The following is a 21,025-nucleotide window of genomic DNA, read 5'->3' as shown; positions in this document are numbered from 1 at the left end:
AATGACCTTTTCCAAAAAGCTCTGCGGCGTGATGGGGGCGGTCGGCCTGTCCCTGCTCGCAGCCGCACCGGCGCTCGCCGCGCCGATCAAGGCGCCAGACGCCGCCGCCATGGCCGGCATGGTCAACAAGGGCGACGTCGCCTGGATGCTGGTTTCTGCCGCACTGGTGCTGATGATGTCGGTTCCGGGCCTGGCCCTGTTCTACGGCGGCCTGGTCCGCACCAAGAACATGCTGAGCGTCCTGATGCAGGTGTTCATGATCGTCTCCGTCGCCGGCCTGGTCTGGTGCTGCTGGGGCTATTCCATCGCCTTCACCTCCGGCGGCGACAATCATTTCTTCGGCGGGCTGTCCAAGGCCTTCCTGATGGGTGTCGACGGCACGACCTATGGCGCGACGTTCAGCAACAACGTCTATCTGCCTGAATTCGTGTTCGTGGTCTTCCAGATGACCTTCGCCATGATCACCCCGGCGCTGATCGTCGGCGCCTTCGCGGAGCGCGTTAAGTTCTCCTCGCTGATCGTGTTCGTCGTGCTGTGGCTGACCTTCATCTACTTCCCGATGGCCCACATGGTCTGGTACTGGGCCGGCCCGGACTTCCTGGTTGATACGCCGAGCGATGCCGGCCTGCTCTGGAGCTGGGGCGCACTCGACTTCGCGGGCGGCACCGTGGTGCACATCAACGCCGGTATCGCCGGCCTGGTCGGCGCGCTCATGATCGGCAAGCGTGTCGGCTTCCCCAAGGAACCGATGCCGCCGCACTCGCTGACCATGACCATGATCGGCGCCAGCCTGCTGTGGGTCGGCTGGTTCGGCTTCAACGCCGGCTCCAACCTGGAAGCCAATGCCGTCACCGGCGTTGCCTTCATCAACACCATGGTCGCCACCTGCGCGGCGGCGGTGAGCTGGTCGCTGGTCGAGCAGGTCCACCATGGCAAGGCCTCCCTGCTGGGCGCCGTCACGGGTGCGGTGGCAGGACTCGTCGCCATCACCCCTGCGGCTGGCTACGCGGCCCCGATGACCTCGATCGTGCTCGGCTTCGTCGTGTCGCCGATCTGCTACATCTTCGTGGCATTCGTGAAGGGCAAGGTCGGCTATGACGACAGCCTGGACGTGTTCGGCGTGCACTGCATCGGCGGGATCGTCGGCGCCATCGGCACCGGCATCGTCGCGGCTCCCTCGCTGGGCGGCCAGGGCGTGTTCGACTACACCGTCTTCCCGGCGGCCTTCCATCCGGAGGCCTACAGCATCCCGGCCCAGGTCTGGATCCAGGTCAAGGCGGTCGTCTTCACCCTGCTCTTCTCGGGCATCGGCAGCGCGATCCTCTATTTCATCATCGACAAGACGATGGGCCTGCGGCCGAGCCAGGAAGCCGAAATGGAAGGTCTCGACCTCTCCAGCCACGGCGAGCGGGCCTACAACTACTGAGATTGGCAGGGCGGGCCGACACGCGAAAGGCCCGCCCGCCTCACCTTGTTCCTCCTGCGAACATCCCTGGGGACCGATGCGCAAGTATCGGTCCCTTTTTTTGCCCGTCAGCTTCTTTTGCCTGTCAGTTCCGGGGCCGGGTCCACAAGGATGCGGGACGCTCCTGCGTTGCGGACCAACGGCGGGCACGGCCCGGCACCTGGAGCCCGGCGCGGAAGACCCAGCCCAGCTTGTCGCCCTTGGGCGTGGTGACGCGATGGTCCCAGGCATGCTCGCCGCGGCGGGCCACCTCGCGGGCGATGTCCCCATAGATGCCAGCGGCGGCAAGCACCGCCCAGGCTGAGCGTGGCGGCAATGCCCCGGTGCCATGGCGGGCGCTTTCCTCATGGACGGCGGCCATGTCGGCCAGGCGGCGGGCCAGGACGGCAAGACGTGGACGAGCCCAGGGTTTCATGTGCTCGCCGGGCGGAATGTCCATTTCGACGAGCCATTCTTCCGGCAAATAGCAGCGATCGGCGGCCTCATCTTCGCTGATGTCGCGGGCGATATTGGCAAGCTGGAAGGCCAGGCCCAGATCGCAGGCACGGTCGAGCGTCGCCTCATCACCAGGATCGACGCCCATCAGGATCGCCATCATGCAACCCACCGCGCCCGCGACATGATAGCAATAGCGCAGCATGTCCGCTTCGCTGCGGGGGCGCCATTCGCGGGCGTCGAGGGCGAAGCCTTCGATCAGGTCATGGGCGTAGCGCTCCGGAATCGCGCATTCCCGCATGACCAGGCCGAAGCCGTCGAAGGCCGGATCGCCCGTCGGTTCGCCCCGAAGCGCCGAGCCGGTGAGCGCGCGCATGCTGGCAAGGCGTGCCGCGCCGTCGGCGACGCCGCGCATCGTGCCGCCATGATCCTGTCCGTCCGCGATATCGTCGCATTTGCGGCACCAGGCATAGAGCAGCCATGCCCTTTCCCGGGTTCGACGGTCGAACAGCCGAGAGGCGAGAGCGAAGGATTTGGAGCCTCGAGCGATGCTCTCGCGGGCCTGGACGATCAGGGCGGCGCGGTCGAGAGCTGCCATGCTGCCTGCGGAGGGGGTGGGCGGAGGGCTTGGGTCCATGGCTTCGGACATGCCCTGCCCCAGCGCCCACGTCGAGTCACTTGCCCCGTCGCGACGCAAGTCGGAAGGGCATTAGAGCGGGTTTTGATCTGATTGAATCAGCTCGCCGCTCTGGATTCCTTGTTTGCCGCGATTTCCTGACCAGCGATCGGGTCCGATCGCCTGGAAATCGCTCTAGGAGTTCACAGCCGGTCGGCCTTCATCGCAAAGATGGTTTCATGCGGCTGATAGGCGGCCATCCTGTCGAGCAATGCCTCGATCGCATTGGCGTGGATCAGTATATTGGCGTGCTGCGCGCGGATGAAGCCCGCCTCCACCATATGCTGGTTGAAGGCTATGAGTTGGTCGTAAAAGCCCGCGACATTGAGCAGGCCCACAGGCTTCCGGTGATAGCCGAGCTGGGCCCAGCTGATCGCCTCCCACAATTCATCCATCGTGCCGACGCCGCCGGGCAACGTCACGAAGCCGTCCGACAGGTCGGTGAAAAGCTGCTTGCGCTGGTGCATGGTCTGCACGACATGCAGTTCCGTGCAGCCGCGATGGGCGACTTCGGCGCCGACCAGCGCCTCGGGAATCACGCCGATCACTTCACCGCCGGCTTCCAGTGCCGCATCGGCGACCGCCCCCATCAGACCAAGCCGGCCGCCGCCATAAACGACGCCTATGCCCCGTTGGGCCAGAGCACGTCCCACATGGCGGGCCGCATCGACATGGGCCGGGTCCACCGGCGTGGCCGAGCCGCAATAGACAGCCAGTCTCTTCATCAGTCCTTCACCCCTCAGGCCAGGTCTTCCAGCATCAGCGCGGCGGTCGCCTTGGCGCTGCCGACGACGCCGGGGATGCCCGCGCCCGGATGCGTTCCCGCCCCGACCAGATAGAGGTTGGGAATGACGTCGTCGCGATTATGCGCGCGGAACCAGGCGCTTTGCGTGAGCAGCGGCTCCAGGCTGAACGCACTGCCCAGATGCGCCGACAGGTCGCGGCGGAAATCAGGCGGGGCATAGTGGAACTGCGTGACGATGCGCGAACGGATGTCGGGAATCAGGCGATGCTGGATTTCGTCCAATATGCGTTCGGCATAGACCGGCGCGAACCGATCCCAATCGATCGGCAGCTTGCCCATATGCGGCACCGGGGCGAGCGCATAGAAGGTCGAATGACCCTCCGGCGCCATGCCGGGATCAGTGACGGTCGGATGATGCAGGTAGAGAGAGAAATCCTGCGGCAGGACGCCATGGTCGTAGATATCGGTCAACAGCCCCTCATAGCGGGGGCCGAACAGGATCATATGGTGCGGTATGCCCGGCCAGCTCCCCCTGATGCCGAAATGCAGCACGAACAGGCTGGGCGACCAGCGTTTGCGGGCGAGTTTCTCTGCCTGCTTCTCGCCCCGGGGATGATGGCCGACCAGGTCCCGATAGCTGTGCATCAGGTCCGCGTTGGAGGCGACGGCATCCGCCTCCCCGCGCCAGCCCGAAGCGGTGCGCACGGCAACGGCGCGATCGCCATAGGTTTCGATCTGCACCACCGGATCGGCCAGACGCAGCGTGCCGCCCAGCCGCTCGAAATGCGTCGCCATCGCCTGGACCAGGCGGTTGGTACCGCCCTTCGCGAACCAGACGCCGCCGTCCTTTTCCAGCTTGTGGATCAGGGCATAGATCGAACTGGTCCGCAACGGATTGCCGCCGACCAGCAGCGTGTGGAAGGACAGCGCCTGACGCAGCTTCTCATTCTTCACATGGGAGGAGACGACCGAATAGACCGAGCGCCAGGCCTGATGCTTCGCCAGCGCGGGCGCGGCGCGGACCATGGATGCGAAATCGAGAAAGGCGACGGAGCCGAGCTTGCGATATCCCTCCTGATAAACGCCGTCGGCATAGTCGAGGAAGCTCTCATAGCCCGCGACATCCTCCGGGTTCAGCCGGGCGATCTGGGCGCGGAGCGCAGTCTCGTCATTGGAATAGTCGAAATTCGTCCCGTCGCGCCAGTTGAGGCGATAGAAGGGCGTGACGGGAACCAGATCGACATCCTCTGCCATGTCGTGGCCGGACAGGCGCCACAACTCGCCCAGACAGTCGGGATCGGTGATGACGGTCGGGCCCGCGTCGAAGACGAAGCCGTCCTTTTCCCACATATAGGCGCGGCCGCCCGGCCGGTCCCGCGCCTCGACCAGTACCGTGTCGATTCCCGCGGACTGCAGGCGGATGGCCAGTGCAAGGCCGCCAAAGCCAGCACCGATGACGATTGCTTTCCGGTTCATCGGGGTGGGTTCATCGGGCGGGAGGGCTCAGCAATGCGCGCATGGCGTTCCTTATGGGCACGGGGGGCCGCCCGCACAAGATGCGGATACGGTCCCGCAGCGTCGAGCGGCCCGCATAGAAGCGGCCGATCAACGCCGGATCGAGGCGATAGAAGCGCTCGAATATGCGCCGGCGTTCCGTCGGCCGGGCGGCACCGAACAGCATACGGCCAAGCAGGCGATAATAGAGGCCCTGTCGCCAATGGTCCTTCGCCCAGCCGCGTGTGGCCTGGGCCAGAAGCGCGCCCTCCAGCGGCCATTCATCGACCAGCCGCAGCGCGAAACGCACCGCATCGGGCAGGGAATAGCCGGTCATCGGCTGGAACAGCGCCGCCCGCGTCCCCAGCCGCGCGACCGGGTCCTCCTGCGGCCAGAAGCGATCGAAATCGCCGCCATGGACGACGGGAAGGACGCCGCTCTCGCTGTGGACGACCGCCTCCACCTGCCAGCCCTGTGCACGCGCATAGGTGGCGATCCGCGCCTGGAGCACGGGCAGGTCGAGGTCGGGCGCGTCGCTGTAATAAGTATCCTCGACAAAGACCGTCCTGTCGTCCCGGGGCAGCAGATAGACGAAGCGATAGCCGTCCAGCTGATCGACGGTCGCGTCCATGATGACCGGGCGGGCAAGCCCGTGGGGGACTTGCAGACGCAGGGTCTGGCCGATGAATTTCTGCCAGCCGCAGCGCAGCGCCGAAAGATCCCCCCCTCCCCGCGTGTCCAGTACCGCTTTTGCGCGGATCACGCGGCCATCGGCCAGAGTGACGCTGACCGGCGTCAGTTCGGCTGCCTCGGCACCGGTCAGCACGGCATTGCCGAGCGTCCGGCGGACATGGCTGTCCAGCCGTGCCGAGGTGATGCTGTTATAAGGCACGGCAAGCCCGCGACAGTGGCCGGGAAAGCGGACCTCATAGCCCTCCGCCCAGCGATGGGCGATCAGCGGTTCGACCAGCCAGCGATCCCGGCTGTCCACATCGCTGTCGAAAAAGGACCAGATATGATTGCCGCCCAGCCTGTCGTCGCTTTCCAGAAGGCACAGCGAAACATCCGGGTGACGTGCGGCGAAGGCAAGCGCGGTCAGGCTGCCCGCAAGGCCGCCGCCCACTATCGCCAGATCATATTCCGCCCCGGTCGTCATCGCACCCTTGTTAGGGGCTGGGCGGGGAAATGCACGGATTGATTTCCGGCGCAATATAGTATAGGGGGGTATCCTATGCATATCGTGGCGGATCGGGACAAGCTTTTGGCGCGGGTGCGCCGCATCGCCGGGCAGATCGGCGCGGTCGAACGGCAATTGTCGGGCGATGCGGGTTGTTCGGAAACATTGCAGCTCGTCGCCTCCGTCCGGGGCGCTGTCGGCAGCCTGATGGAAGAACTGATCGAGCAGCATATGCTGGAACATGTCGCCCGGCCCGGCATCAGCGACGAAGCGCGACAGGCCGCGGCGGAGGAAATGCTGGCGCTGATCCGGCGTTACGGGAAATGAGCATGCATGACGATCATGGGGGCCATGGCCACCACCACCATCCTCACAATCCCGACCATGGCTATCCGTCCGGCGCGACGGACGATGGCGAGCAAAGCCACTATTTCGACCATATCTACCTGACCCGCGGACATGACGAGAATGCCCGCAAGACGATCTGGGTGGTGTGGCTGACAGCGGCGACCATGGTGGTCGAGATCATCTTCGGCTGGCTGACAGGGTCGATGGCGTTGCTGGCCGACGGCTTCCACATGGCGACGCATGCGGGCGCGCTGGCGGTGGCGGCGGCGGCCTATGGCTATGCCCGGCGGCATGCGCGCAATCCCCGCTATACCTTTGGTACCGGCAAGGTGGGCGACCTGTCCGGCTTCGCCTCCGCGCTGATCCTGGCATTCACGGCGCTGTTCATCGCGGTCGAATCGGCAATGCGTTTCTTCGAGCCGGTGAAGGTCGCGTTCGGCGAAGCGACGCTGGTCGCGGTGATCGGCCTGGTCATCAACCTGATCAGCGCCCTGCTGCTGGGCCACGACCACAGCCATGATCATCGGCATGATCATGGGCATGAGGGGCATGGGCATGACCATGATCATGGCGGCAAGCATGCCGACAATAATCTGCGCGCCGCCTATGTGCATGTGCTGACCGACGCATTGACGTCGGTGCTGGCGATCGGGGCGCTGCTGGCCGGGCGCTATATGGGCTGGTGGTGGCTCGACCCTGCCGTAGGCCTGCTGGGTGCGGTGGTGATCGCGCGATGGGCCTGGGGGTTGATGAAAGATACCGCCGCAATCCTGCTCGACACGGCCGAACCGGCGCTGATGGAGCGGATCAAGGCATTGGCGGAAGCGGAAGGCGCGACCATCCGCGATCTGCATGTCTGGCGCATCGGGCCGCATGCCCATGCCGCGATCGTCAGCCTTGCCCCCGGCGCGGATGTCGCGGCCGTGCGCCGTCAGGTCCGTGCCTTGCCGCGCATGGAGCATGTGACGGTCGAGTGCGGATAGGATCGCCTCCGAACCTCTCTCCGCGAATTGCAGCCTGAGCCGAAAGGCAGAGGAGGCCATCGAAGCCGCGGAGCAGGCGAACCCGTCCGAAGAAAATTCTCCGTAGCATCTTGAAACTTAAATGGACCCTCCTATTTCTGCGCTGTCCCGGCTTTCTCCCCCCTCCCGCCGGGACACCCCCTCTTTGCGGCCCCGGCGTCCCTTGCGCCGGGGCCGCTTTTGCTTCGCTCGAATGGAAAACCGCTTCAGAGATATTGGGCGGCCACCCAGCCGCTGGCCCAGGCCCATTGGAAATTATAGCCACCCAGCCATCCGGTGACGTCGACCGCCTCGCCTATGGCGTAGAGGCCGGGGAGATGGCGCGCCTCCATCGTCTGTGACGACAGGCCGGCGGTAGAGATGCCGCCAACAGTGACTTCCGCCTTGGCGAAGCCTTCCGTGCCGTTGGGCGTGAAGGACCAGGCGGAGAGGCGGCGTTCGATGTCCTGGAGCTTGCGGTCGGGAACATTGCCGAGGTCGCCGGCGAGTGCCAGCCGCTCGGCAAGTGCATCTGCCAGACGGTCGGGCAGGCAGGCGCGCAGGCTTTGCGCCAGCGTGACGCGCGGCCTGCTCCGCTTCACCTCCGTCAGCCAGCCTGGCGATTGATCGGGCAGGAAATCGAGGATGATCGCCTCCCCATGCCGCCAATAGGAGGAAATCTGCAATATGGCCGGGCCGGACAGACCGCGATGGGTAAGCAGCGCGGCTTCGCGGAAGGCGGCCTTACCGTAGCGCGCCACGACTTCGGTCGAGACACCCGAAAGGGAACGGAACAGCAGTTCTTCGCCGCCCAGGGTGAGGGGAACAAGCGCCGGGCGGGGCTCCACCACCTTGAGACCGAATTGGCGGGCGAGGTCATAGGCGAAAGCCGTCGCGCCGATTTTCGGGATGGAGGGACCGCCCGTGGCGATCACCAGCGCGGGGGCGGTGGCGGTCCTGCCGCCATGGGTGACGCTGTACCGGCCGTCCGCGTGGCTGACGGCGGCGATGGCGTGGCCCAGCCGCATGGTGACGCCGCCCGCTTCGCATTCGGCCAGCAGCATGGCGACGATCTGGCGAGCACTCTGGTCACAGAAAAGCTGCCCCAGCGTCTTTTCATGCCAGGCGATCCCATGGCGCTCGACAAGCGCGAGGAAGTCCTGCGGCGTGTAGCGGCGCAGCGCCGACTTGGCGAAATGGGGGTTGGCCGACAGATAGCGGTCAGGCGCGGTGTGGATATTGGTGAAATTACAGCGGCCGCCGCCGGAAATCAGGATCTTCTTTCCCGGCTGGTCGGCATGGTCGATGACCAGGATGCGCCTGCCCCTCTGCCCCGCCACGGCCGCGCACAGCAAGCCGGCGCCGCCAGCGCCAAGCACGATGGCGTCATAGGTTTCCGCTGCGGGCGCCATCAACCGGCGGCGAGCGCGTCCATGATCTGGCGGACCGGGGCGACATCATAGCCGGCCGACGCGGCCTGTTCGGCAAGGGCGGCGGGATGGTCGCCGGCGCGGGCGCGGGTCAGCGCCCAGAGCAGGGTGCTGCGGGTGCCAGAGCGGCAATAGGCCAGTATCTTGCCCTCCCCCGCCTGTTCCAGCGCAGCGGCCATGCCGTCGAGCTGCCACGGGGCGAAGCCGCCATGGGCCACCGGGACGGCAGCATAGGCGATACCCGCGGCCTTGGCCGCAGCCTCGATCTCCGCGCCGTTGGTCTGGCCCGGTTCCTCGTCGTCGGGGCGATTGTTGATGATCACCGTCACGCCCAGCGCCTTGGCCTCCGCCACCTGATCGACGCTGATCTGTGGAGAGACATAGAGGCTTTTGGTAAGCTGGCGGAACATGGGCGGAACTCCTTTGCGGGTCTCCTTGCGCTTGTGGGCTACGGGATTCAAGGGGGTATGGGCTAAGTAGCACCGTGCTCGGCGCGAAGGCGGGAGCGCGGAGCGGGTTTCAATCTGATTGAATCAGATCGCCGCTCTGGTTTCCTTGTTTGCCGCGATTTCTTAACCAGCGATCGGTTCCGATCGCCCGGAAATCACTCTAGTTCAGACGGCAGGACTGGGCTCCCGCCTTCGCAGGAGTACGGCAGTTAATCCTTATCTTGTTCGATCAAAGATAAGGCCGGATCGCCGCGAGGAAGGCGTCGCCATAGGCGTCGAGCTTGCGCTGGCCTATCCCGCTGATGTGCCCCAGTTCGGCCAGGTTCGTCGGGCGTTGCTCCGCCATTTCGCGCAGGGTTGAATCGTGGAAGATGACATAGGGCGGCACGCCCGCTTCCTGCGCCAGTGCGCGGCGGCAGGCCCGCAGCGCGTCGAACAGCGGATCGCCCACCGGATTTTCGGCACTGCCGTTGCGGGCGCTCTTGCGGCGGCGCTCCTTGCGGGGCGGCAGGATCAGGCTGACCTCCTCCTCCCCGCGCAGGATCGGACGGGCGTTGGGGCCGAATTCCAGCCCGCCATGCTCGTTGGTCTGGAGCGCGTCCCGGACCAGCAGGGCGCGGGAGACGGGACGCAACAGCGCCGTCTCCTCCCCTTCGACAATACCGTAGACCGATATCTTGTCATGGCCCCGCTCACGGATCCTGTCGCTGACGGCGCCGATCAGCACCTGCTCGATATGGCCGACGCCAAAGCTCTGGCCGGTGCGATAAACAGCGGACAGGAATTTGCGCGCCGTCTGCGTCGCGTCGATGCTGGGCGGCGGGTTCAGGCAATTGTCGCAATTGCCGCAGACAGGCGGCGGATTTTCTCCAAAATGACGGAGCAATATGGCGCGGCGGCAGGTGCCGGTCTCGACCAGCCCGCCCAGCGCGGTGATCCGGGCGCGTTCGCCCTGCTGGCGCAGCGGGTCGAGTTCGCCGATTCGTTGGCGGGCGCGGGCGAAATCGTCGGCGCCCCAGAAGAGATGCGCCTGCGCCGGTTCACCATCGCGGCCGGCGCGGCCGGATTCCTGATAATATCCCTCGATCGACTTGGGCAGCGCCGCATGGGCGACGAAACGGACGTCAGGCTTGTCGATCCCCATGCCAAAGGCGATGGTGGCTACCATCACCATATCCTCGCTGGCGATGAAGGCAGCCTGGTTGGCGGCGCGGACCTGCGGGTCGAGACCGGCATGATACGCACGGGTCGGGCGGCCTGCCCTGCCGAGCGTCTCGGCCAGTTTCTCGGCGGCGGCACGCGTTGGAGCATAGACGATGCCGGGGCCGGCCTGGCTGGCGATCAGTTCGGAAAGCTGGCGCGGCAAACCATCCCTTGGATGGACGGTATAGCGGATGTTGGGCCGGTCAAAGCCCGCGATGATCAGGCCGTCACCGGGAATGCCGAGCTGGACGAGAATATCGTCGCGGGTGTGATGATCGGCCGTGGCGGTCAGCGCGAGGCGAGGAACATCGGGAAATTCGTCCAGCAGCGGGCGCAGCAGGCGATAGTCCGGACGGAAATCATGACCCCATTCGGATACGCAATGGGCCTCGTCAATGGCGAAGAGCGCGATCTTCGCGGTGCGCAGCAGGTTGCGGAACCCCTCTCCGCTCGCGCGTTCGGGCGCAACGTAGAGCAGGTCGAGATCGCCATTGCGCAGCCGGTCCTGCGTTTCGCGCCAGTCGGTATCGACGCTCGTCAGGCTGGCGGCGCGGATGCCGACCGCCTGCGCGGCGCGAAGCTGGTCGTGCATCAGCGCGATCAGCGGCGACACGACCACGCAGCAACCATCCAGCGCAACTGCGGGAAGCTGGTAGCAGAGCGATTTGCCCGCGCCGGTCGGCATGATCGCCAGCGTCGGCTGGCCCGCCATGATGCGCCCCACCACCTGTTCCTGCACGCCCCGGAAACCGGGAAAACCGAAAATATCGTGGAGGAGGGTCGGGATGTCGGGCCGCATGGCGGACGGCTCTAACGGCTCAACGGGTGGAGGGCCAGCCTTAGGGTTCCAGCAGGCATCCCCAGCCGGGCTGGTAGCGCGCGGTGCGGGACGCGAGCAAAGGCACCGCCGCGCTGACCGATCGCGTTTCGGGCAGGTCCTTCAGCGATACGGCCCACATGCCCGGTTCCTTGTCCCCCTTGCAGCTTTCCATGGAGCGGCCCTCGACATAGCGGCAGGAGCAGGTGACGCGCGCGCCAAATCCTGCGCCGACCTGCGCCCTGGCGCGCAACACGCTCCAGTTCCACGCCAGCAGCACGAGCGGCAATGCCGCCGCCGCCAAGGCCAGGTAAATCCATTTCGGGCGACCGGACATGCACCCCTTCCCCGCTTCCCGCGCTGTGTTCGATACTCCATCCCAGGCCGGCGGACCATTTCGCCGGGCCCGGAAATGCTCTAGGGCGCGGCTTATGAGGCTTGAGCGGAAAAGCGTAAAGCGCCTTGGCGCATGGGGTGGCATTTTGGCGATTCTCGCCATGGCCGGGCTGTGGACGGTACGCGCCGCAGCGGGGCCGGAGCCGGTCTATCATGTCACCGGCGATTCGGATGCCGATGCCGCGGCCCTGCGCGCCGCCATCGACCCGCTGTTCGAGGATGCAGTGGGCGAAACACGGGCGCTGGTCGTCATGCACGACGGCGAGATCGTGGCGGAGCGCTATGCGCCCGGCTATGCGCCGCAGACGAAGCTGCCGTCCTGGTCCCTGGCCAAGAGCGTGACGGCGGTTCTGATCGGGCTGATGGTATCGGACGGACGGCTGGCGCTTGACGCCCCCGTGCCTGTCGCCGCCTGGGGCCAACCGGGAGATCCAAGGGGCCGCATCACCCTGCGGCAGTTGCTGGCGATGACGTCCGGCCTCGATCATGTCGAGGACAGGGAACCGCTGGCGGAGGCCGACACGATAAGGATGCTGTTCACCGACGGTGCGCAGGACATGGGCGCCTTTGCGGAGGCGAAGCCGCTCGCCCATGCGCCCGGTACCAGCTTTTCCTACTCGACGGGCAACAGCATCATCCTGGCCGACCTGATGGCGCGCATGCTGACCAACAGCACCGATCCCGGGGCGCGGCGGCGGGCGATGCAGATGTTCATCGACGGGCGGCTGAAAGTACCGGCGCGCCTCAACAGCCTGACGGTGGAATATGATGCGGCCGGGACGATGATCGGCGGCAGCTTCATGCATATGACGGCGCGCGACTATGCCCGATTCGGGGAATTGTTGCGCAATCAGGGACGCGGCGTGGCGGGCCATCAGATCGTGCCGGAAAAATGGGTCGACCATATGCGGACGCCATCGCCGCGCAATGCCGCCTATGGGGCGCATCTTTGGCTGAACCGCGACAGCGAGGAAAGCGCGCTGATGCCCGGCCGGGGCCCGCGCAGCCTGTTTGGCTGCGTCGGGCATGGGGGGCAGTATATACTTGTTTCCCCATCCCAGCGCCTGACGATCGTGCGGCTGGGCATGTCGCCCGACAAAGAGGAGCGCGACGCGGTGAAGGCGGGGCTGGCGAAGCTCGTCGGGCTTTATTCGCGGTGACGGGGGGAATGTCCCAGCCTGGACAGAAACAGGTTCAGCCGCAGTCGATCCATGCCTCTCCAGAGCGCATTGCGTTAGATTCGAGTCATGCAGCGCGCTCTATGGTTTTGATGTCGCATCGTTTTTGCGCACGATACTATAGAGCGGGTTTTGATCTGATTGAATCAGCTCGCCGCTCTGGATTCCTTGTTTGCCGCGTTTTCTTGACCAGCGATCGGTTCCGATCGCCTGGAAATCGCTCTAAAGCAGGAAATTCCCTTCGATCACCGTCCGGCAAGCGCCGGTCAGGATCACCCGGTCCCCTGAAAGCTGGCAGAGCAATCGCCCGCCGCGCCGCGAGGCCTGGAAAGCGGTGAGCCGGACCCGGTCGAGCCGCCTGGCCCAATAGGGCGTGAGCAGGCAATGGGCCGAGCCGGTGACGGGATCCTCGTCTATGCCGGCGCCGGGGACGAAGACGCGGCTGACGATGTCGCTGTCCTCCCCAGGGGCCGTGGCAATCAGCAGGATGGGCCCGGCCTTCTTCAGCGTCGCGAAATCCGGTTCCAGCGCATGGATCGCCGCGGCATCGCGATAGACGAAGATCGCATAGCCCCCTTCGCGCCAATGGCTTTCCAGAACCTCCCCGCCCATGGCTGCCGCCAGTTCCGGCAGCGGTTTGGGCTCGGTGGGCCAGGCGGGAAGAGAGAGGGCATAGCCGTCCCGATCACGCGATACGCTGAGGACGCCCGCCTGTCGCGTTCGGAAGCGGATGGCGGTGCGTCCGGCCATCAGCACATGGCCGCTGGCCAGCGTGGCATGGCCACAGAGCTTCACCTCCACCGCCGGCGTGAACCAGCGCAGCGCATAATCCGCCTCTGGATCATCGGGCGTGGGTACGGTGAAGGCCGTCTCCGACAGGTTGTTTTCCGCCGCTATCGCCTGGAGCGTCGCATCCTCCAGCCACCGGCCGAGCGGCATGACCGCAGCCGGATTGCCGGTAAAGGGCGCGTCGGCGAAGGCGTCGACCTGAATGATGGGCAGGCTGGTCACGGGCAATCCTTTATTCCGACGCCCATCATGGCGGTGCGCCCGGCGTCGGCATAGGGCCGATCCGGCGAAAATGGCTTGGCGCGGCCTGGTGCTTCACGCCAGCAGGACGAGCGTGGTGCACACCGCCAGCCCGACGATGAGATTGAGCGGAATCCCGATCCGCACGAAATCGGAAAAGCGATAGTCGCCCGCCGCATAGACCAGCGCGTTGGTCTGATAGCCGATCGGCGTGGCGAAACAGGCCGACGCGCCGATCATCAGCGCGATCACCAGAGGGCGCGGATCAGTGCCCAGCTGGTGGGCCAGCGCGATCGTCAGCGGCGTGAGCAGCGCCGCGACCGCATTGTTGCTGAGCAGTTCGGACAGCAGCAGCGCGAAGAAATAGATGAGGAACACCAGCGACCATGCCGGCGCGGCGGCGAGCACCGGCTTGATCCATCCGACCATCAGTGCGACGCTGCCCGCCTGTTCGAGCGCCAGCCCGACCGCCAGCATCGCGAAGATCAGGATCAGCACGTCGCCGTCGATCGCGGCCCAGGCTTCCTCCGGGTCGATGCACCGGGTGACGAGAATCACGCCCACCGCGAGGAAGGCGGCGAGGCCGATGCCGACGAGGTTGATGGCCGACAGCAGCACAACCGCGGTCAGGGCAAGGATCGCGATCCATGCCTTGCGCGGACGGAAGGCGCGCGTGCGGCTGATGTCGACGCCGATCAGATGGGCATTGTCCTTGAGCGAGCGGATGCTGTCGTCGCTGCCCGCGATCAACAGGCGATCGGCGCCCCGCACACGGGTTTCGCCAAGGTCGGGGCCCGGCAAGTGGCGCGCCCGGTGAATGCCGATGATCCGCACGCGCAGCGCATGGAGGAAGGAAATGTCGATCAGCCGTTCCCCGATGGACGGATGGCTGGGGGCGATCATCGCTTCGATGACCGTGCCGCCGGCGGGCGTCTCGGACGCGGCGGCCAGGCCGATGTCGAAGTCACCGGAATCGCGCAGGGTCATGATCATCGCGCCGTCCGCATGGACCAGCAGGCGATCGCCGGCGTGCAGTTGTTCCGCCTCTATTCCCCGGCGCCGTATCTCCCCCGCCCTCTTGAGGCCAAGAAGGCTGGCGGAACGGCCGAAGATCGACAGGGAGCCGATAGTGCGGCCGATCAGGTCGCTGTCCCGCGAGACGATGAGTTCGGTCAGATAATCCTGCACATTGCCGCCATTCTCGCCCGCGATGGAGGGCGGGTCGCTGGGCAGCAGGAAGGACAGCCCGGCCAGCGCAGCGACGCCGGCGCCCACCCCTGCCAGCCCATAGGGTGTGATGTCGAATATGCCGAAGGGCGCCATACCCTGGTCAGCGGCGATGCCCGCGACGATCAGGTTGGTCGATGTGCCGATCAGCGTCATGCAGCCGCCCAGCACGGCGATGGCGTTCATCGGGATCAGCAGCTTCTTGACCGGATAGCCGGTCGCCTGCGCCAGCTTGAACATGATCGGGATCAGCAGGACCACGACGGGCGTGTTGTTGAGAAAGGCCGAAAGGACGACGGTGCCGAGCGTGACTTCGGCCAGCACCAGCCGCGGGTGGCGCTGAGCACGGGCCATGACCAGGTCGGCGACGCGGTTGATCGTTCCGGTGCGGATCAGCGCGCCGGAAAGCACGAACATCGCCCCCACCGTCAGCGGCGCACTATTGGAGAAGACGGAGAACAGGTCCTTTTCGTCGAGCATGCCCAGCAGCGCGAAGGCGCAGGCGCCGACCACCGAAACGACGGTGGGGGAATAGCGTTCGCGCACAAAGGCGACGAACATCAGCGCAAGGATGACAAGCCCGATCTCCGCGCGATAGACGCCGATCAGCGCGGTGATGAAATGCATGCGTCTTGTGCCCCGGATCGCGTTTTCGCGCGCTGCATCAACGAAATGGGCCAGCCATGGTTGCATGGCTGGCCCGTGTTCGCGGCTGAAGGGGACGTTTTGACCGTCAGTCCATGGAAACCATGGTGACGCTCCCCAGGCTTACGCACTGCCGCTCGCCCTCCCGCGGGCGATCTATGACGATGATGTTACCGCAGATTGGCTGAGTCGTCTCGCGCGAATCATGCCTTTATCGAAAGAATACGTCGATTCGGCGCGTTGTGAGGCAGGATGGAGGTCTCCTGCCCTGCATCAGGCCTGCTCCTCCGCAGGCAGGGACGCGGCACAACCCTGGATCAGCCCTCTCCGCACTGCGCGCGATGGAGTAGTTTCTGGTCGGCCAGCACCAGCGCCATCATCGCCTCCACCACGGGCACGCCGCGAATGCCGACGCAGGGGTCATGGCGGCCCTTGGTGATGATGTCCGACGCCGCGCCTTCGCGGGTGACGGTTTCGACCGGAATCAGAATCGAGCTGGTCGGCTTGAAGGCGATGCGAACCTTGATCGGCTGGCCGGTTGCGATGCCCCCCGCAATTCCCCCCGCATGGTTGGCAAGGAAGACGGGATTGCCGTCATTGCCCGGCCGCATCGGATCGGCATTCTGCTCGCCGCGCAGGCGCGCGGCCGCGAAACCGTCGCCGATCTCTACCCCCTTCACCGCATTGATGCTCATCATCGCGGCGGCCAGTTCACTGTCCAGCTTGGCATAGAGGGGCGCCCCCCACCCCGCTGGAACGCCACTGGCGATACATTCCACGACCGCCCCGAGCGACGAGCCGTCCAGCCGTGCCTCGTCCACCAGCTTTTCCCAGCGCTTCGCCGCTTCCCGATCGGGACAGAAAAAGGGATTATTGTCGATCTCGCTCGCGTCGAAGCGGGCATGGTCGATGGCGTCGCCGCCGATTTCGCTGACATAGGCGAAGATGTCGACATCAGGGATGACAAGCCGCGCAACCGCACCCGCCGCCACGCGGCTTGCGGTTTCGCGAGCCGACGATCGGCCGCCGCCGCGATAGTCGCGAAAACCATATTTGGCGTCATAGGCATAGTCGGCATGGCCGGGGCGATAGGCCTTGGCCACTTCCGAATAATCCTTGGAGCGCTGGTCGGTATTCTCGATCATCAGGCTGATCGGGGTGCCGGTGGTCTTGCCCTCGAACACGCCGGACAGGATGCGCACCTCGTCCGCTTCGCGGCGCTGGGTGGTGAATTTCGACGTGCCGGGCTTGCGCTTGTCGAGATAGGGCTGGATGTCGGCTTCGCTCAACGGCAGGCCCGGAGGGCAGCCGTCGACCACCGCACCGATGGCGGGGCCATGGGATTCGCCCCAGGTCGAGAAGCGGAAGACGCGGCCGAAGGTGTTGAAGCTCATGCTTGCCTTTCCTTGGGGGAGGGCCTTTTCACCCTCGCCCTCCCGCCGCTTCGCGGCAGGCCCCTCCCCCTCCATGAAGGGAGAGGGGGTTATAGCCTATTTGTCCAGCGCGATGTCGGGCGCGTCTTCGGCCTTCATGCCAATGACGTTGTAGCCCGCATCGACATGGTGGATTTCACCGGTCACGCCCGCCGCCAGATCGGAGAGGAGATAGAGGCCGGCGCCGCCCACATCTTCGATCGTCACATTGCGGCGGAGTGGGCTGTTCAGCTCGTTCCACTTCATGATGTAGCGGAAATCGCCGATGCCGCTCGCCGCCAGCGTCTTGATCGGGCCGGCGGAGATGGCATTGACGCGGATATTCTCCGGGCCCAGGTCCATCGCCAGATATTTGACGCTGGTTTCCAGCGCCGCCTTGGCCACGCCCATCACATTGTAATGGGGGATGACCTTTTCCGCGCCATAGTAGCTGAGCGTCAGCAGGCTTCCGCCCTCCGCCATCAGCGCCCGCGCGCGCCGGGCCACCGCCACGAAGCTGTAGGCGGAGATATTCATCGTCAGCAGGAAGTTTTCCAGGCTGGTGTCTACATATTTGCCGCGCAGTTCGTTCTTGTCGGAAAAGCCGATGGCATGGACCACGAAATCCAGCTTGCCCCAGCGCGCCTTGACCTCGTCAAAGGCGGTGTCGAGCTTTTCCATGTCAGACACGTCGCAATCGATCAGGAAGTCGGAACCCAGTTCCTCCGCCAGCGGCCTCACCCGCTTGGCCAGCGCGTCGCCCTGGTAGGAAAAGGCCAGTTCCGCGCCCTGGGCGTGCAGCGCCTTCGATATGCCCCAGGCGAGCGACTTGTCATTCGCCAGTCCCATGATCAGACCGCGTTTTCCCGCCATCAAGCCTGTCATCTTGTTCCGTTCCCTTTGTCGACCTGCGCGGCGGCGGCGGCTTCCTCTTCCGGGAACTCCGCCAGCGCCGCATTCAATTCCGCGCCAATTACCACGCCAAGCCCGACAAGGAAGAAGAAAATGAGCGTGATCATCACCCCGGCCAGGCTGCCATAGGTCCGGTCATAACCGCCCAGCAGCGAAAGCGTGACCGGCAGCAGCAGGGTCACGCCATACCACCACAGCGCCGTGGCAATGGCGCCGGGCAATTTGGGAAAGCAGGAATCCTTGTACAGGCTGGGGGTCAGGGAGACGTAGAGATAATAGAGCGCGACGCACAGGATCGCCATCGGGGCCAGCTTGGTCACGGCGACGATCCGGATCGCCTGGTCGGCAAAGGGCAGGATCTGGTGCAGGAACTGGTCGATGCCGGTGATGATGACCTGCATGGAAAAGGCGAACATCACCGCAAAGACGCTGATCAGCGTGATGCCGATGGCGGTCAGGCGATAATGCCAGAAGGGGCGCGTACTCTTGGTCCCATAAGCGCGGCGCAATATGTCACGGATCGTCTCTATGAGGCTGCCTACGGTCCACAGCCCGACCAGCCCACCCAGCCAGAGCAGCGGCCCCGTGCGGGCATTGAGCACGTCGACGATCGGCTGGCGCACCACCTCCGCCACGCCGGGCGGCACCGTTTCCAGAAAGGCGCTGACCGCTGACAGCCCGTCCTGCGAGCGGCCGAAGATGCTGGCCACTGCTGCCGCCACGATGAAAAAGGGAAACAGCGTCATCAAAGAGAGATAGGCAAGGTTCCCGGCATGGATGAAACCGTCGCTATAGGTGCCGACCACCACCCGTTTGGCGATTTCGAAGGCATGGCTGCCGGGCCGCACGCGCGCGATGTGGCGGTTGAACTTGGTGCGGGCTTCTTCGGCGAGCCGCTGGCGGCGGGATTCGGGGGAATAGGGGGACGGTTGCGGCATTCCCCCCTAACCCTTCAAACGCCCAGATGGGTCCGCACGGCGCGGCTGTCGCGCCACCCTTCGACCAGCGCCCTGATCGCTGGATCGTCCGCCGGCACGTCGATCAGCAGGGTGACGAGCTGATCGCCGCGCTGGCCATCCTTGCCCGTGAAGCCCTTGCCGCGCAGGCGCAGCGTCTTGCCGGAGGAGGCGCCCGCCGGCACGCCGAGCATGACCGGGCCGTCGACCGTGGGCACCTTGACCTTCGCGCCCTGCACCGCCTCGTCCAGGGTGATGGGCAGGTCAAGCAGCACATTGTCGCCGTCGCGGGTGAAGAAGGGGTGCGGTTTCACCTCTATGGTGACGATGGCGTCGCCCGCGCCGCCGGGGCCCTGCTGCCCCTTGCCGGAAAGCCGCATCTGCGTGCCCGTCTCGACGCCCGCAGGCAGTTTGAGGTCGATGGTCTTGCCGTCCTGAAGCGTGATCCGCTGGGGCGCGAGCGTCGCGGCGTCGACGAACTGGACCGCCAGGCGATAGGTGACGTTCGCGCCCTTTTGCGGCGGTGCGCCCCGGCCGAAACCGCCAAAGCCTCCGCCCGCGCCGCCGCGCCGCCCTGCGCCGCCGCCGAAAAGCCCTTCGAATATGTCGCCGAAATCGGCGCCGCCCTCCTGAAACTCGAACCCGCCATTTGGTCCCGGCCGGCCCCGGAAGCCCCCGCCCCCGGCCCCGGCCCCGGCCCCGCCGAAACCGAAGGGCGAAGTCGGATTGCCTTCGCCATCGATTTCGCCCCGGTCGAAACGGGCACGCTTGTCCTTGTCCGACAGCAGGTCATAGGCACTGGTGACGGCGGAAAACTTCTCCGCTGCGTTCGGATTGTCCTTGTTCCGGTCAGGATGCAGTTCCTTGGCGAGCTTTCGATAAGCCGACTTGATCTCTGCCTCGCTCGCGCCGCGCGCGACGCCCAGAGTGGAGTAGGGATCAGCCATTGCCGCTAACATATCCTTCTGCATGAAAAACCGTCTGCGCCCTATGTGGCGAAAGCCGCGGGATCGTTCAAGCGTGGGAAAGCCTTATCGACATGGCTTTGGCAGGGGCGTACATCACCGCGCATGACCGACCCCTTCGTCCTGTTCGATGCCTGGTATGCCGAGGCGCGCGAAACCGAGATCAACGACAGCAACGCCATGGCCCTCGCCACCGCCGACGCGCGTGGACGGCCTGCGGTGCGGATGGTGCTGCTGAAGGGGCATGGGCCGGACGGTTTCCTGTTCTACACCAATTTCGAGGGACGCAAGGCGGGAGAACTGCTGGCCAATCCGCACGCTGCGCTGCTGTTCCACTGGAAGTCGCTGCGGCGGCAGATCCGCATCGAAGGGCCGGTGAGCCCGGTCGACGACGCCATGGCCGACGCCTATTTCGCGTCGCGCAGCCGCGACAGCCAGTTGGGGGCATGGGCCTCCGACCAGTCGCGCCCGCTGGAGTCGCGCGACCTGTTCATGGCCCGCTATGAGGAAGTCAGCCTGCGCTTCGATGGCGGGCCGGTGCCGCGTCCGCCGCACTGGTCGGGCTTTCGCGTCGTGGCCGAACGCATCGAATTCTGGCAGGATCGCGAACATCGCCTGCATGAGCGCCGCCTGTTCGAACGGTCCGCGGAGGGCTGGCGCGAAGGACTGCTCTATCCCTGATGCCACGGATTTGCCGCGTCGGGCGAGGCGCGGAATATGGCTCCTCATTCGTCTAATGCGATGACGGCAGAGATCTGCCTTCGATTGCGGGCGTTGCGGGTGGCTGTTAGAGATGGCCACCATCAGGAAAGACCATGCATGCGGTGCGCCCACGCGCCGGTTAAAGGAAAAAGATGCGAAATCGACTGACGGCGTTCATCCTGACAGGCATGGTTCTAGGGGTGATCGTGGGCTTTGCCACCAATATCTGGGTGGGTGGCGACAAGACGCTGGCGAAGGATGTGGCGGGCTATTACCACCTGCTGGCCGACATCTTCCTGCATCTGATCAAGATGATCATTGCGCCCCTGGTCTTCTCCACTCTGGTGGCGGGCATCGCGCATA

At 65.4% G+C, this 21,025-nt stretch carries 20 protein-coding genes; 6 read left to right on the top strand and 14 right to left on the bottom strand.

Annotation, left to right across the window (positions count from 1 at the left end; translation table 11 throughout):
• Position 1 precedes the first annotated feature (1 nt).
• On the top strand, positions 2–1,426 hold the full coding sequence (locus MRBLMA1_RS16835) for an ammonium transporter (protein WP_363738295.1): 1,425 nt from the start codon (positions 2–4) through the stop codon (positions 1,424–1,426).
• Between the two features lie 124 nt (positions 1,427–1,550).
• Here the strand turns inward: MRBLMA1_RS16835 and MRBLMA1_RS16830 are convergent, their stop codons facing one another.
• From MRBLMA1_RS16830 to crtY, 4 genes are all read right to left on the bottom strand, one after another.
• A complete protein-coding gene (locus MRBLMA1_RS16830) occupies positions 1,551–2,498 on the bottom strand; it encodes a phytoene/squalene synthase family protein (RefSeq protein ID WP_363738293.1) in 948 nt (315 codons plus the stop codon).
• A 221-nt stretch (positions 2,499–2,719) separates the two neighbouring features.
• The gene (locus tag MRBLMA1_RS16825; protein WP_363738291.1) at positions 2,720–3,301 is read right to left on the bottom strand and encodes a TIGR00730 family Rossman fold protein; all 582 of its coding nucleotides are present in this window, start codon (positions 3,299–3,301) and stop codon (positions 2,720–2,722) included.
• A gap of 14 nt (positions 3,302–3,315) precedes the next feature.
• Positions 3,316–4,797 carry a phytoene desaturase gene (locus MRBLMA1_RS16820; protein WP_363738289.1) on the bottom strand — a complete coding sequence of 494 codons (1,482 nt, stop codon included), beginning with the start codon at positions 4,795–4,797 and terminating at the stop codon, positions 3,316–3,318.
• Between the two features lie 10 nt (positions 4,798–4,807).
• Positions 4,808–5,971, bottom strand: coding sequence for a lycopene beta-cyclase CrtY (gene crtY / locus MRBLMA1_RS16815; protein ID WP_363738287.1), 1,164 nt, complete (start codon positions 5,969–5,971; stop codon positions 4,808–4,810).
• 75 nt (positions 5,972–6,046) lie between these two features.
• Between crtY and MRBLMA1_RS16810 the strand changes: the two genes are divergently transcribed.
• Together MRBLMA1_RS16810 and dmeF are read left to right on the top strand one after the other, a co-directional pair.
• Positions 6,047–6,319, top strand: coding sequence for a metal/formaldehyde-sensitive transcriptional repressor (locus MRBLMA1_RS16810; RefSeq protein ID WP_363738285.1), 273 nt, complete (start codon positions 6,047–6,049; stop codon positions 6,317–6,319).
• Positions 6,316–7,323: a CDF family Co(II)/Ni(II) efflux transporter DmeF gene (gene dmeF, locus MRBLMA1_RS16805; protein WP_363738283.1), complete on the top strand. Its 1,008-nt coding sequence runs from the start codon at positions 6,316–6,318 to the stop codon at positions 7,321–7,323. Before MRBLMA1_RS16810 ends, dmeF begins: the two co-directional genes overlap by 4 nt.
• A 245-nt stretch (positions 7,324–7,568) precedes the next feature.
• Here dmeF and MRBLMA1_RS16800 read toward each other — a convergent pair whose 3' ends face one another.
• The 4 genes from MRBLMA1_RS16800 to MRBLMA1_RS16785 form a co-directional block, all read right to left on the bottom strand.
• Entirely contained in the window at positions 7,569–8,753 is a 1,185-nt protein-coding gene (locus tag MRBLMA1_RS16800) for an NAD(P)/FAD-dependent oxidoreductase (protein ID WP_363738940.1), read from the bottom strand.
• Positions 8,753–9,181 carry a TIGR01244 family sulfur transferase gene (locus MRBLMA1_RS16795; RefSeq protein WP_020820263.1) on the bottom strand — a complete coding sequence of 143 codons (429 nt, stop codon included), beginning with the start codon at positions 9,179–9,181 and terminating at the stop codon, positions 8,753–8,755. The genes MRBLMA1_RS16800 and MRBLMA1_RS16795 overlap by 1 nt, the downstream gene beginning before the upstream one ends.
• Before the next feature lie 268 nt (positions 9,182–9,449).
• Positions 9,450–11,222 carry a DNA helicase RecQ gene (recQ, locus tag MRBLMA1_RS16790; RefSeq protein WP_363738281.1) on the bottom strand — a complete coding sequence of 591 codons (1,773 nt, stop codon included), beginning with the start codon at positions 11,220–11,222 and terminating at the stop codon, positions 9,450–9,452.
• Between the two features lie 40 nt (positions 11,223–11,262).
• Positions 11,263–11,577 (bottom strand): hypothetical protein, encoded by a 315-nt coding sequence (locus tag MRBLMA1_RS16785; RefSeq protein ID WP_166666358.1) that lies wholly within the window; start codon positions 11,575–11,577, stop codon positions 11,263–11,265.
• Between the two features lie 94 nt (positions 11,578–11,671).
• Between MRBLMA1_RS16785 and MRBLMA1_RS16780 the strand changes: the two genes are divergently transcribed.
• Entirely contained in the window at positions 11,672–12,796 is a 1,125-nt protein-coding gene (locus tag MRBLMA1_RS16780; RefSeq protein ID WP_363738279.1) for a serine hydrolase domain-containing protein, read from the top strand.
• A 240-nt stretch (positions 12,797–13,036) separates the two neighbouring features.
• Here the strand turns inward: MRBLMA1_RS16780 and MRBLMA1_RS16775 are convergent, their stop codons facing one another.
• From MRBLMA1_RS16775 to MRBLMA1_RS16750, 6 genes are all read right to left on the bottom strand, one after another.
• Positions 13,037–13,825: a PhzF family phenazine biosynthesis protein gene (locus MRBLMA1_RS16775; protein WP_363738277.1), complete on the bottom strand. Its 789-nt coding sequence runs from the start codon at positions 13,823–13,825 to the stop codon at positions 13,037–13,039.
• A 93-nt stretch (positions 13,826–13,918) separates the two neighbouring features.
• Positions 13,919–15,697 carry an SLC13 family permease gene (locus MRBLMA1_RS16770; RefSeq protein WP_363738275.1) on the bottom strand — a complete coding sequence of 593 codons (1,779 nt, stop codon included), beginning with the start codon at positions 15,695–15,697 and terminating at the stop codon, positions 13,919–13,921.
• A gap of 335 nt (positions 15,698–16,032) precedes the next feature.
• Positions 16,033–17,109 (bottom strand): chorismate synthase, encoded by a 1,077-nt coding sequence (aroC, locus tag MRBLMA1_RS16765; RefSeq protein WP_363738273.1) that lies wholly within the window; start codon positions 17,107–17,109, stop codon positions 16,033–16,035.
• A 96-nt stretch (positions 17,110–17,205) separates the two neighbouring features.
• Positions 17,206–18,012 carry an enoyl-ACP reductase FabI gene (gene fabI / locus MRBLMA1_RS16760; protein ID WP_363738272.1) on the bottom strand — a complete coding sequence of 269 codons (807 nt, stop codon included), beginning with the start codon at positions 18,010–18,012 and terminating at the stop codon, positions 17,206–17,208.
• Positions 18,009–18,977 (bottom strand): YihY/virulence factor BrkB family protein, encoded by a 969-nt coding sequence (locus tag MRBLMA1_RS16755; RefSeq protein ID WP_363738270.1) that lies wholly within the window; start codon positions 18,975–18,977, stop codon positions 18,009–18,011. Before MRBLMA1_RS16755 ends, fabI begins: the two co-directional genes overlap by 4 nt.
• 14 nt (positions 18,978–18,991) lie before the next feature.
• Positions 18,992–19,942 carry a J domain-containing protein gene (locus MRBLMA1_RS16750; protein WP_363738268.1) on the bottom strand — a complete coding sequence of 317 codons (951 nt, stop codon included), beginning with the start codon at positions 19,940–19,942 and terminating at the stop codon, positions 18,992–18,994.
• 123 nt (positions 19,943–20,065) lie between these two features.
• On the opposite strand from MRBLMA1_RS16750, the gene pdxH reads away from it, so the two are divergent.
• Both pdxH and MRBLMA1_RS16740 read left to right on the top strand, forming a co-directional pair.
• Positions 20,066–20,641 (top strand): pyridoxamine 5'-phosphate oxidase, encoded by a 576-nt coding sequence (gene pdxH, locus MRBLMA1_RS16745; protein WP_363738266.1) that lies wholly within the window; start codon positions 20,066–20,068, stop codon positions 20,639–20,641.
• A gap of 173 nt (positions 20,642–20,814) precedes the next feature.
• Positions 20,815–21,025: cation:dicarboxylate symporter family transporter (locus MRBLMA1_RS16740; RefSeq protein ID WP_363738264.1), on the top strand; the 211-nt coding region annotated here is incomplete at its 3' end.

It is taken from the genome of Sphingobium sp. LMA1-1-1.1, assembly GCF_040676365.1.
Lineage (GTDB): Bacteria > Pseudomonadota > Alphaproteobacteria > Sphingomonadales > Sphingomonadaceae > Sphingobium.
Note: the sequence above shows the minus strand (reverse complement) of the source record. Positions and strands in the feature narration are given on the sequence as shown.